11 protein-coding genes and 1 rRNA gene are annotated in these 12223 nt (G+C 60.2%); 6 read left to right on the top strand and 6 right to left on the bottom strand.

Annotated features, from left to right (window positions below; all coding sequences use genetic code 11):
• The 4 genes from JO015_09435 to xylB all read right to left on the bottom strand — a co-directional run.
• Positions 1–138, bottom strand: a 16S ribosomal RNA gene (locus JO015_09435); the annotation flags it as partial.
• Complete coding sequence (locus tag JO015_09430) at positions 136–396, bottom strand: hypothetical protein (GenBank protein ID MBV9999321.1); 261 nt, start codon at positions 394–396, stop codon at positions 136–138. The genes JO015_09435 and JO015_09430, both read right to left, overlap by 3 nt.
• A 326-nt stretch (positions 397–722) precedes the next feature.
• A complete protein-coding gene (locus tag JO015_09425) occupies positions 723–1280 on the bottom strand; it encodes a UbiX family flavin prenyltransferase (protein ID MBV9999320.1) in 558 nt (185 codons plus the stop codon).
• Between the two features lie 18 nt (positions 1281–1298).
• Positions 1299–2798 carry a xylulokinase gene (xylB, locus tag JO015_09420; GenBank protein ID MBV9999319.1) on the bottom strand — a complete coding sequence of 500 codons (1500 nt, stop codon included), beginning with the start codon at positions 2796–2798 and terminating at the stop codon, positions 1299–1301.
• A gap of 346 nt (positions 2799–3144) precedes the next feature.
• Here xylB and JO015_09415 point away from each other — a divergent pair, with 346 nt between their 5' ends.
• Complete coding sequence (locus JO015_09415; GenBank protein MBV9999318.1) at positions 3145–3525, top strand: VOC family protein; 381 nt, start codon at positions 3145–3147, stop codon at positions 3523–3525.
• 88 nt (positions 3526–3613) lie between these two features.
• Here the strand turns inward: JO015_09415 and JO015_09410 are convergent, their stop codons facing one another.
• Together JO015_09410 and JO015_09405 are read right to left on the bottom strand one after the other, a co-directional pair.
• Positions 3614–4642 (bottom strand): amidohydrolase family protein, encoded by a 1029-nt coding sequence (locus JO015_09410; GenBank protein MBV9999317.1) that lies wholly within the window; start codon positions 4640–4642, stop codon positions 3614–3616.
• Between the two features lie 121 nt (positions 4643–4763).
• A complete protein-coding gene (locus JO015_09405; protein MBV9999316.1) occupies positions 4764–6836 on the bottom strand; it encodes a M13 family metallopeptidase in 2073 nt (690 codons plus the stop codon).
• A gap of 457 nt (positions 6837–7293) precedes the next feature.
• Between JO015_09405 and JO015_09400 the strand changes: the two genes are divergently transcribed.
• From JO015_09400 to JO015_09380, 5 genes are all read left to right on the top strand, one after another.
• Positions 7294–8382, top strand: coding sequence for a LacI family DNA-binding transcriptional regulator (locus JO015_09400; protein MBV9999315.1), 1089 nt, complete (start codon positions 7294–7296; stop codon positions 8380–8382).
• Between the two features lie 182 nt (positions 8383–8564).
• Positions 8565–9863 carry a sugar ABC transporter substrate-binding protein gene (locus tag JO015_09395; protein ID MBV9999314.1) on the top strand — a complete coding sequence of 433 codons (1299 nt, stop codon included), beginning with the start codon at positions 8565–8567 and terminating at the stop codon, positions 9861–9863.
• Positions 9864–9952: 89 nt separating this feature from the next.
• On the top strand, positions 9953–10099 hold the full coding sequence (locus tag JO015_09390) for a hypothetical protein (protein ID MBV9999313.1): 147 nt from the start codon (positions 9953–9955) through the stop codon (positions 10097–10099).
• A 35-nt stretch (positions 10100–10134) separates the two neighbouring features.
• Entirely contained in the window at positions 10135–11046 is a 912-nt protein-coding gene (locus JO015_09385) for a sugar ABC transporter permease (protein ID MBV9999312.1), read from the top strand.
• Positions 11047–11064: 18 nt separating this feature from the next.
• On the top strand, positions 11065–11955 hold the full coding sequence (locus tag JO015_09380) for a carbohydrate ABC transporter permease (GenBank protein ID MBV9999311.1): 891 nt from the start codon (positions 11065–11067) through the stop codon (positions 11953–11955).
• Positions 11956–12223 lie beyond the last annotated feature (268 nt).

The following is a 12223-nucleotide window of genomic DNA, read 5'->3' as shown; positions in this document are numbered from 1 at the left end:
AGGTTGAAAGTCACGTGTTACGCACCCGTTCGCCACTCGAGCCGCCCCGGGCTTGCGCCCAGGCCGGCCCCGTCCGACTTGCATGTCTTATCCACGCCGCCAGCGTTCGTTCTGAGCCAGAATCAAACTCTCCGTTTAATCTGCTCTTTCAAATCGGGCCCCGGCTTCCGGCCCGGCTAAATGCCGGGCGGGCACGAGACCCATCGCAAAAGAAAACTCTTGAACTTCTACAAACTTCCCTTTTTTGATCTCCGCCACTTCCCGCGTTGGCATCGACGTGCGAGCCATTCCCTTAAAAAAGGAATCGGCACGCAACGCACCACGCAGTTCTGGCTTCTGGCTTAAAAAAGTTTGCGTCTTTGTTGATTCGCAATATCCACCATCCCGGGCATTCAAACGCCCAGGACCACGCTATCAAATAACCTGCCCGCCCGCACTCTGGCGACCGGGCCCGGGCCACTAAAAAAAGCCCAACTTGGTCGGCCGGCTCCTCCTTCCGCGACTTGCGCCGCCTCTTTAAGGAGCCGGGACAAAATTGAGCCAATTTGAAGTCCCGTATACCGCTAACAAACCGCCCGTTTTCGGCGGGCGCCTTCCCGTTTCGGGAAGGCAGTTACAGTACTTTCGTCCCTGTTTTCGTCAACGGAAAACTTACTTTTTCCCGCCCGTTTTTGCAGACGGGCGTTTCCTTTACCACTTGCCCTGGCGGTTGCAACAAGAATTTAAGGTTCCGGGCTTTCATACCAGCGGTAAGCGGTGGAAACCGGAAGCCCGAGTTGATCCAACAGCCGGTGCACGACCGTGTCGACCAGTTCCGTGACGCTGCACGGCTTACCGTAGAATGACGGCATGGCCGGGAGCACGACCGCGCCGGCCTCGAGCAGACTGCAACAGTTCCGCGCGTGCACGAGGTTCCAGGGGGTCTCACGCGGTACGAGGATCAGTTTGCGCCGTTCCTTGAGAAAAACGTCGGCCGCCCGGGTGATCAGGCTGTCACTGATGCCGGCCGCGATCCGGCCGAGCGTACCCATCGAGCAAGGCACGATCATCATGGCATCAAACAGCGTTGAGCCGCTCGCAAACGGCACGTTCATGCTCCGATCGTTGTGTTCATGCACCCCTGCCGGGAGGCGCAGTTCGCCGAGTTCATCACGGATGACCTGGCGGGCGAACGGGCTGAGGATGAGATGAATCTCGTGCTGAGTCGAATCAAGCTGCTCGAGTAAGCGCTGCAGGTAAACCGCCCCGCTCGCACCGGTGCTGCCGATGACAAGTTTCATGGCACACGGCTTCGTTCATCACAGGTAGCCGCCGCTGGCCAACCGTTGCGTAAGGCCTTTGAAGCGCGCGTAGACCTCCTGGTACTGATCTGCGGTCGCGGGGTTCGGGAGGGCACGGGAGTTCTCGTCAGGTTTCACGACCGGGCTCAAAAGCTCAGCAAGGTTTCCGGACTTGCGGTTGATCAACTGGTCGATCCAGGCGCCATGGAGCGCAGCGCCGAGCGCGGCACCTTCGGCCGTGGTGAGGCAGACCACCGGCACCCGGAACACATCGGCACAAATTTGCCGCCAGACCCGGCTTTTGCTGCCGCCGCCGGTGAGCCGAATCTCAGCGGGTCTGATGCCCAGGGACCGGCAACGGTTAAGGCCATAAGCCAGGCCGAGCGTGGCGCCTTCCATGGCCGCGCGGCCGAAATGGGCGGGGGTCATGTTGGTCGGAGTCAGGCCATGAAAAACGCCGGAGCCGTTGGGCAGATTAGGCGTGCGTTCGCCCGTAAGGTACGGCAGGAACAGCAACCCGGCGGCGCCGGCCGGAATCGCTTCGGTCTGGTGATTGAGGGTTTGCACGTCCCAGCCAAACAGCTTGCGGGCATGCTCGGTGGCAACCGTGACGTTCATGGTGCAGATCAGCGGCAACCATTTATCGGTGCTGTCGCAGAATGCCGCGACCTCGCCTTCGGGATCGATGATCGGCTCGGTTGAATAGGCGTAAATCGTGCCCGAGGTCCCCAAGCTTGCCGTGACCACCCCGGGCTGCACGTTGCCGGTCCCGATCGCGCCCATCATGTTGTCGCCGCCGCCGGCCGAGATGACGGGTGAAACGTCCAAACCCCATTGCTTACGCAGGTTCTCGCGCAAAAGCCCGACCGCCTGGCGGGAAGAACCGAGCGAAGGCAGCTTGTCGTGCAATCCCGGATCAATAAACTCCAGGACGGGCTCGCACCAGCGCCGGGATTTCACGTCCATGAGGCCGGTGCCGGAAGCGTCCCCGTATTCCATCCGTTTCTCGCCGGTAAGCCAGAAATTGATGTAGTCGTGGGGCAGCAAGATGCTTCGGACCGACGCGTAGTTGTCCGGCTCGTTCTCCTTGAGCCAGAGGATTTTCGGCGCCGTCCACCCTGGCAGCATGGTGTTGCCGACCAGCTTGATCAGCGCTGCGCTGCCCCCGAATTCCTCGATGATCTCGTCACATTGCCGGGCGGTGGAGGTGTCACACCAGAGCTTGGCAGGACGGACCACCTCGTTGGCGTCATTTAAAACGACCAGGCCGTGTTGCTGGCCGCTTACGCCGATGGCGCGCAGCTCATTCTTCCGGGATCCGACCTGTTGCACGCAGGCTTGAATGGTTGCATCGACGGCGTCCAGCCAAATCTGGGGATCCTGTTCCAGGTGGCCTGGAGGCAGCCCCGGGATGAAGCTATACGTTTGTTGCGCCGAAGCAATGATCTGTCCGGAAGCTAAATCCACCACGATGGATTTAGTACTCTGGGTGCCGCTGTCGATGCCGATGTAAAGCATAGTGGGGTAGAAGCAGTGAACATAAACCTTGAGCCGTAATCAATGACCAATCGTGCCGGGTGCCGGGTGGGGGTAACTGGTAACGCGTAACTCGTGGCGGGTAACGGGTGGCATTCGGGCACCCGAGGGGCGCGGCGGAACACGGCGACCACGGCAGGGAAGACTACGGTTGCCTTTCAAAGCCAGAGCCTAACACTCGGAACCCGGTTCGCACCCGCTGCTCTGAGCGCCACCCGTTACCCGCCACGAGTTACGCGTTACCAGTTACCCCCACCCGGCATTCCACCCGGCACCTGCCGCCGGGCATTCCTGCCTTGCGTTACTGCCGGCACGGCTAAGTTGGAGGATGGTAAAGAAGCTCTTGCATACCCGATACCGAGTCACGGACCTCGAAAAGACCCTCTCGTTTTACAAGGATGTTCTGGGGTTACAGGAAGTGAGCCGGCACACTTCGCCGCGTGGCTCGCAGCTGGTTTTTCTGTCGGTGCCCGGCAGTGAGGAACAAATCGAAATCTGTAAATTCGATGAAAGCGGTCCGGTACAGGTCGGTCCGGACGTGACGCACCTGGCCTTTGAAGTGGATGACATCGAAACCTTCGCCAAGGAAGCCGCCGCCAAAGGTTACCCGCTTTCCGACGGGCCGACGAAGACCGGCAGTGGCAGCGTGATTGCATTTGTCGATGCACCTGAAGGCTACGAGGTGGAACTGATCCAGCACAAGTCTTAGACGTGATGAGGGTGCATCCCCGGCCGGCAGCTTTCCCCCGGTAAAAATGGTGCAACCTGGGGTGCGACCCCGGTTGCACGCCTTCGTTTCACGGTAAAGGGCTAAACGACGCTTCCGGGCGGGTCGCAGCCGGCGGCCCGCCTCGCAGAACGGACCAGGCTTCACGAAAGACCTGGTCCGGAAAGCCCAGCGCACGGGTCAACTCGATCTTGCGCTCCAACGGGTTTCGCTCGGCCCGGATCCGCCGGAGCGTTGCCTGGTCAAGCCACCCGCGCAGCCGGGACCAGATCACGGAGGTCACCACGGGATAATCGGTTCCATGCAGAATCCTGGTCGGCGCTTTCCGGAGCTGCGCCAGGGTGCTGAGATGGGAGGGCTGGGAAAGGGCAGCCAGGTCGCCATAAAGGTTCGGGTACCGGTCCTGCATCCTGCGGAAGACGCCAAAATAGTCGTGATCCCAGGGTAATGCGCGCGACCCGCAGTGGGCGGCGATGACCTTAACGCCGCACTCGAGCGGCAATTGCAGGCAGGCGGGGGTTTGCAGATCGGGTCGATGGTTAGGCAGGGTGAACTCCCCGCCGGTGTGCGCCAGCAACGGTAAACCGAGTTCGGCCATCCGTTCCCAAAAACGAATGTAGCGACGGTCGTTGGGATCGACCATGTGCGTGCAGGGCAGGAGCTTGAGGAGCGCGGCCCCCTGCTCCACGTTGCGCTCCAGTTCAGCAAGGGCATCCGCGCGGGCCGGGTGAATCGAAATCCCGGCCAAAAAACGGTGATCCGACCTGCATACCTCGAACACGTACTCGTTCGGAACGTACAACGCGGTGAGGTCGGTTCGTTTCTCACCGTGCACCGTGTACGTTTGGTCCGAGGCAAGCAACACGACCGCTCCCAGGCTGCTCTGTCCCAACCACCGGCGTAACTGGGCCACGTACGCGGCGTCGAACCCCGGGTCCTCATAAGGGGTTGTGAGGCCGATCTCCCGGGCCATGATCCGCAGAAAGGGCGCCTGCCACCAGGGCGTCCGGAGCCAGCAGCCCGAACCCCGGAGTCCATTCCCGATCAGGTGCACGTGCACGTCTACCAGGGGTAAATGATCATCGGCGTGAGCGGGCATGAACTTGGGCCTCAAGGGCATCGGCCGGCCGGTGCCGGTGATCCGTAAAACCTGCGACGGCGGCCGTCGCGGGTCCTTTGGCGGGCCCGATTCGGTGCTCCAGGTTTGCGGGTCGACGTGCTCACCAGATGTTCACCCGCTGTTCCGCAGGGCGGACCATAGGGCTGTCCGCCGGTACCGCGAAGGCCTGAGCAAACTCAGGCAGGTTGCTCAACGGCCCGATAACCCGATACTTGGGCGGGCTGTGCGGGTCGGTTGTCAGCGCCAAAAGCAACGCCTCCGGCCGGTACTTCATCCGCCAGACCCGGGCGTAAGAGAGAAAAAACCGTTGTTCCACGGTAAAATCATCGATTTTGGCCTCCGGGGCGACCTTACTCCGTTCCAATGCTTTCTGGAAAGCGCCGTAGGCGATTTTGACGCCGCCGAGGTCCGCGATGTTTTCGCCCTGGGTGAGCTTCCCGTTGATGTGCGCGTCATCAATGGGCACGTACTGGTCGAATTGTTCGATGATCTTTCCGGCCCGCTCCTTGAAACGCCGGCTGTCCTCCGAAGTCCACCAGTTCCGGAGGTTGCCTTTGGCATCATAAAGCCTGCCCTGATCGTCAAAGCCGTGGGTCATCTCATGCCCGATCACGGCCCCGATGCCGCCGTAGTTAACCGCGTCATCGGCGTTGGCGTAAAAGAACGGCGGTTGCAGGATTCCGGCGGGAAAAACGATCTCGTTGCGAGTCGGACTGTAATAGGCGTTGACCGTCGGTGGGGTCATGTTCCATTGCGTCGGGTCAACCGGCTTACCGATCCGGCCAAGTTCCCAGCGGCTGTCAAACTCTGCCGCTGCCAGCGCGTTGAGCACGTAAGGCTGGTCTTTGAGCTCCAGGCCGCTGTAGTCGCGCCATTTATCCGGATACCCGATCTTGGTTCCCATCGCGTCCAGCTTTTCCGCCGCCGCTTTTTTCGTTTCCGGGCTCATCCAGGTCAGCGCCTGCAAGCGCTCGCGCAGTTCTTGTTTGAGGTCCTGGACCATGCGCAGGGCCCGCTCCTTGGCGCTTGGCGGAAACGTTTTCTCCACGTACTGCCGGCCGAGCAGCTGGCCCAGGGCCGCATCGGCCGCCCTGACCACGCGTTTCCAGCGGGGCGGCGGTTCCTTGGCGCCGGTCAGCGTCTTACTGTAAAATTCAAAGGTTTCGGCAGCAAACGCGTCAGACAGGTATCTGGCGGTGGCCCGGATTAAATTCCAGCGCAGGTAAACTTTCCAGGTATCGAGCGGCACGGCGGCGAGCAACTGCGAGAACGCGTGGCAAAACTCGGGTTGCTTGACGTCGATCCGCGCCACCATCTCGCTCGTCAAACCGAGGGTCTGAAAATAGGTTTTCCAGTCGAACGCCGGCGCCAGCCGTTCGAGCTCCGCGTAAGTTATCCTGTGGTAGTTGTCTTCGGGATCACGCAGTTCCACCCGGCTCTTGGATGCCTGGGCCAGCTTGGTTTCAAGGTCAATCACCTGGTCCGCTTCTTGGGCGGCAACCCCCTCCGCGTCGCCGAGCAGGCCGAACATTTTTATCAGGTGATCCCGGTAAGCCGACCGCAGCCGGACCGTTTTGTCATCGGTCTTTAAATAATAATCGCGATCGGGCAGGCCCAGGCCGCCCTGAACCAGGGTGGCGATTTCCATGCCGCTGTCCTTGTCATCAATCGATGCTTCAAACGAAAACAAAGGATCGGCGCCGTCGAGGTGCAATTGCCCAACCATGGCCGCCAGGCCGGCCGGGTCCGGCAGATCCCGGATCCGGTCCAGCCGCGACTGCAACGGCTTGGCGCCTTCGGCGTTGATCCGTCCTTCGTCCATGCCGCTGGCGTAGAACAAACCGAGTTTCTGCCTGTCGTTGTTATTATCATTATCAGTGTTATCGGCGCCGGGGATGTGATCCGGTACTCTCTGGTTCGAACAAGCTTCCAGAATGCTTTTCAGCTCGTCGAGGTTGCGCTCGCCTAACTCAATGAACGATCCCCAGCGGCTGTACTCGGGCGGGATCGCGTGGGTCGCCAACCAGCCGCCGTTGGCGTACTGGAAAAAGTCCACGCCTGGTGTGGTGGTGAGATCCATGCTCGCGGGATCAATTGGCGGTTCATCGGCGCTCCACACCTGCGCGCTAAAGGCGATCGAGCCGAACATCGACACCAAGACGGCAAACTTCATCGACCGAACCGTAGATGAAAACGTTTCAAAGTTCTTCGAAAATTTTATTTCCGTTTCTGCGGAAAAATGCAAACTGTCAGGCAGCGCTTCAGCGAAAGTCAGTGTGGCTTCGGCAGTTAGGACCGTCGATCCCTTTCGTCTATGAAGAAATGTTTCCCCCATTCTGATTCCCTCCGTGGCCGCATTTCGGCCCAGCTCCGGCGGCACCCCTTTCGGCGCCCGTCCAGATTTCCACCGGAACATCCCGAGCACTCCCGGCCGTTTGAGGCAAACCGGTCCGGGTGCCGGATGCATGACGATATGGCAGAGGCACAATGCTGCCAGGTGCTCCCGCCCGGTTTACCGGTGAAAGGGTTCTGAAGGCCATGGAGACCAGCGGCACGCCGTCAACGGGCGTGCGGATTCCTGTCTGAAGATCGGGATGGCCTGGCCCCTTGGAAGAGAGAAAGGAGGACGCATGAGGCCCACCCGAGTGCCTGCGGGAACTCGACGCATCCAGCGTGCCGAGCCGGTCAGCTCAACCGGGCCGGGGATAAAGGCTACCATCCGCAACGTAGCCAAACTGGCGGGGGTGGCTCCAAGCACGGTCTCTCATTACCTGAACCGCACGGCGCAACTGGCGCCGGAAACCGCCCAGAACGTTGAGCGGGCCATCGCCGCCCTGGACTACCGGGTGAATCTGGGGGCGCGCAGTTTGCGGCTGAAAAAGACGCATTCGATCGGCCTGATCATCCCCAACATCAACACGCCTTATTTCGGCGAGCTGGCCGGAGTCATCGAAAATGTCCTTTGGGATAGGGCTTACCAGATGCTGCTCTGCATCTCCGAGCGGGATCCGGAACGGGAACTTTCGCATCTTGCCACGCTCGTGAGCCGCCAGGTTGACGGCATCCTGATGGTTTACAACCAGGAACGCGAGAATCGGGCGGAACGAACCAAGGCACCCGTTCCCTTGGTCTTCCTGGATCGGGCGGTCACGGGTGCGCCCTCCGTCGCCAGCGACAACTACCTTGGCGGGAAGCTTGCCGCTGAGCATCTGGTCAGTTCAGGCCACCGCCAGATCGCGATCCTTTGCGGTGAACCGGCCATCCGCAACGTCGCGGACCGGCTCGCCGGCTTCAACGACGTGCTGGCGCGCCGGGGGCTCCGCATCCTGCCCGAACACATCCTGGAGGGATTGCAGGACCTGGAGTTAGGTTCGCGCGTCGGCGAGCTTTTTGCCAAGCGGCCCTACCCAACGGCAATCTTCGCCACCAACGACATCGTCGCGATCGGCGCCTGGTGCGAACTCATCCGTCGCAGTTTTCGGGTGCCGGCGGACGTGTCCCTGATCGGTTTCGATGATATCCAGATGAGCCAGTTTTTGGTCCCGCCTTTAACCACGGTCGCGCAGCCCGCGCCACAGATCGGTCGTGAAGCCGTCGAACTCTTGATCGATTTGATCAACCGCAAGGATCAATTTGTGAATGCGGCCCCCGCCCACGTTAAAGTCGCACCCGCGTTGAAGGTGCGCGGCTCCGTGGGGGCGCCCCCCCGAAGGAGGTGAGCCTTAACCACCAGCTTTGCTTTGAAACCCCGATTGTTTGTCTGTCAAACGCCTTGCTCCGCCTCAGCAGGCCGGCCGGTCCGGCCGGCCGTCCATAAACCTAACCTCACCTTAATACCAATCGTCCCATAACATAAGAATCTATGAAGCCTCCTGTCCGTTTGGTAATCCTTGGGGTCGCGATGTTGTCGCTGTCCCTGGCCGGCGCTCAGGCCTGGTCGCTCGAAGAAGCCGCCAAGCCGTACGCCGGGACCGAGGTATCGGTCATCTTCCTGGATCGTCCAGGTTACCGGGCCATCACGGCCATGCTGCCCGATTTCGAGAAACGCACCGGCATCAAGGTGCGGCACGACACCGTGCCATACGAAAACACGCTGGAAAAGGAAGTGCGCGATTTCTCGTCCAACGGCGACCTCACCGTCGCCCTGGTTGACCTGGTCTGGATCGGCACCTTTGCGGATTCGGACTACATCGTGCCGATCGACGAGCTTAAGCAGAAATACCCGGCGATCTTCGATCCAAACTATGACCTGAACGATTTTTTCCCGCTGATCCTCAACGCGTTCGGCGCCTGGAACGGCAAAGTGTACGGGCCGCCTTTCGACAATTATTCCGGGCTGCTTTATTACAACAAACAGATGTTGAAAGACGCCGGGTTCGACCAGCCGCCGGCGACGTGGGAAGATCTGTATAACACCTACGCGCCAAAGCTGACCGGCAACGGCAAGTACGCGTACGCGCTGCAATCGCGCCGGGGCGAGACCCAGTCCTGCGACAGCTTTATGCGGTTTATCTGGCCGTGGGGCGGGTCGCTGCTGGACGCGAAGTTCCGGTCCAACCTCTTAAGCCCGGAGTCGCAGGCCGGGCTCCAGTTCCGCCAGGACCTAATCAAGTACATGCCGCCGGGGATCGTCGATTTCGACCACAACGAGGCCGTTAACGCGCTGGCCCAGGGACAGGTGGCCATGATCACCGAATGGTCAGCCTTTTACTCCACCCTGGCCGATCCGAAATCATCGAAAATCGTGAATCAACTCGGCATCGCGCCGGAACCGAAAGGCCCGGCCGGGCGCAAGCCGGCCCTGGGCGGTTTTTCGCTCGCCGTCGCCCGCCAGGGAAATGATAAACAGCAGGCGGCCGCCTGGCTTTTCATCCAGTGGGCAACCTCGAAGGAAACAGCCAAGGAATACGTGGAAAAAGGCGGGGTGAGCGGACGGCAATCAACCTACCAGGATCAGGACCTGGTGAACAAGTATCCGTTCATCCCGGCCATGGTCGAATCCTGGCAGCAGGGCGTCCCGGAATTCCGGCCCCGGTTCGCGGAGTGGCCTCAGATCTCTGAAATCATCGCTGAGGTCGGCACCAGGATAATGACCGGCGGCGTGCCAATCAGGCGAGGCTGTGAGGAGATCGGCAAACGCATGGAAGACGTCCTGAGCAAAGCCGGCTATTACGACGGCAAGAAAAAATTGGCGCAATGATGGATTGAATCCGTGAGGCCGCGCATCCAGATAAGCCGGCGACGTGGTGCAGGGCACCAGGGATCGCTGCCGGCCCGGGCATCTTCTGGGTGGCACGGCCTCGCGTTGCGGAAGTTGAAGGTTCGACTGCGCCTCGGGCAAAGCTGCAGGCTTTACCGGGGCTCGCCATCGAATCGGTCAAACCGGCCGGCAAAACGTTCGACGAGGTTCATGACCGGCATCCGAACCTGAAGTAACCGGGGAGCCCAACCGTAGTTTTTGCGATTTCGTTATGAAAAAAAAGACCTATTCGACGCGCGCCTTCTTTTTCGTCGCCCCGGCCGTTATCGCGCTGCTCACCGTCGGCATTCTGCCGTTGATTTTCGCGTTTTGCACCTCTCTGCAGCAATTTGTCCTGACCAAAGTCCACCTGAAAGGGACCGTGCTCGGCCTCTGGCCGATCTACGACGCACCATTCGTCGGGCTCCAGAATTACCTTGGGCTGCTGTCGGACCAGTCATTCCTGGCAGCATTGGGACGAACCTTCCTGTTCCTGATCATCAATTTGCCGATCCAACTGGTGCTGGGAACGGTTATGGCCTTGCTGCTCCATAAATCGGGCAACGACTGGCTTAAGAACGTGGCCCGCGTCTGCCTGGTCATCCCGATGGCGACCACCTTCGCCGTGGTCGGCTTGATCGGGCGTTTGATGTTCAACAACGATTTCGGCGTGATCGATTATTTCTGGAGTCTGGTGTTCGGACACAAGGTGCAATGGCTGGCTGACCCAGCCCTCGCCTTCGTTTCGGTCTCCATCATGGACTGCTGGCAGTGGACGCCTTTTTGCGCCCTCGTGCTCTACTCGAGCCTGACGATGGTTCCCCTGGAAATTGAGGAAGCCGCCAAGTTGGAAACCGATAAATGGTGGCACGTGCTGCAACGGGTGCAGATTCCATTCATGCTGCCCGGGATCACGGCGATTCTGATCCTGCGAACGGCCGACATCCTGAAGATGTTTGACGTCATCTTCGTCATGACGCGCGGCGGCCCGGGCTCGGCCACGGAATTGATGAGCATCTACGTCCAGCGCGTCGGGTTCCGCGCGTTCGAGCAAAGCACGGCGTCGGCCCAGGCCATCGTCATGCTGATCATTTCGATCGTGTTGTCACGAATCTACATCCGGCTCGTCTATCGCGAAATCTAACCAGGTTTTTGTTTCCCTATGGCAACCCCGCAAAAGTCCGCCAGCGTCCAGCCCCGGCCACAACCTGAAATCGCGCATCCCGCCACGGCGCAACGCCGGCCACGGCCTCAGATCGGGCACCTGCTGGCGCTGATTTGCGTGATCCTGTTCTGCCTGTTCCCGTTCTACTGGATGGTGACCTCATCGTTCAAGAACCAGCAGGATCTGCTTTCCCCGACCCCGAAATTCCTGTTCGCGCCGACCATGGAGAATTACCAGCGGGCCGTGTCCAAATTCGACGTGGTGGCCAGCCTGCAAAATTCCCTGATCGTCGCGCTGTGCACGACGGGATTGTCGCTGCTGCTGGGCACGCCGGCGGCCTACGCATTGGCCAGGTTCGACTTCAAGGCAAAGCGCGACCTTTGGTTCTGGTTCATCACCAACCGGATGATCAGCCCGATCGTGCTGGCGCTGCCGTTTTTTATCCTGGCCCGCAACCTTAAGCTGCTCGACTCGCCGCTGGTGCTGATCCTGATCTACCTGACGTTCAACGTACCGATCTTTGTCTGGATTTGCTCCGATCAGTTTCGCAACATCCCGAAGGAACTTGACGAAGCCGCGACGCTCGAGGGCTATGGCTCGTTTGGGATATTCTGGCGGATAGGGTTGCCGCTCGCCGCCCCGGGCATTGCGGTCTCCGCCATTTTTAGCTTTATCTTTTCCTGGAACGAATTGCTGTACGCGCTCGTGCTGACGCGAAGCCGGGCCCAGACCGCACCAGTGGTGGCCACCAGTTTCATGAGCGGCTACGAGCTGCCCTGGGGCCAGATCATGGCCACCGGCACCATGATCGTTTTGCCGGTAATCATTTTCAGCCTGATCGTCTCACGCCAACTGGTGCGAGGTCTGACCATGGGCGCCATCAAATAGCACCCGCCGTCACACGGCGGCCACAGCGGGTGTGGCGGCCACAACGACTGAGTTCACACGGCGAACACGGCGAGCCACGGCGAACACGGCGGGAAGAGGGGGAAAGAGTTCGGAGTTCGGAGTTCGGGGTTCGGAGCGGCAAAGAATGCCACAAATGACATCGGGTGCCGAGTGTCGGGTGTCGAGTGCCGGGTAAGAGAGACGCTATATCCGCCGCGGGCCGTCCCCTTAATCTGTGTAATCTGTGGAGGTTTTCTCTTTTCTGCGT

This window comes from Verrucomicrobiota bacterium, from assembly GCA_019247695.1.
In the GTDB taxonomy this organism is placed as follows: Bacteria; Verrucomicrobiota; Verrucomicrobiia; order Chthoniobacterales; family JAFAMB01; genus JAFBAP01.
This window is presented reverse-complemented; position numbering and strand designations above follow the sequence as displayed.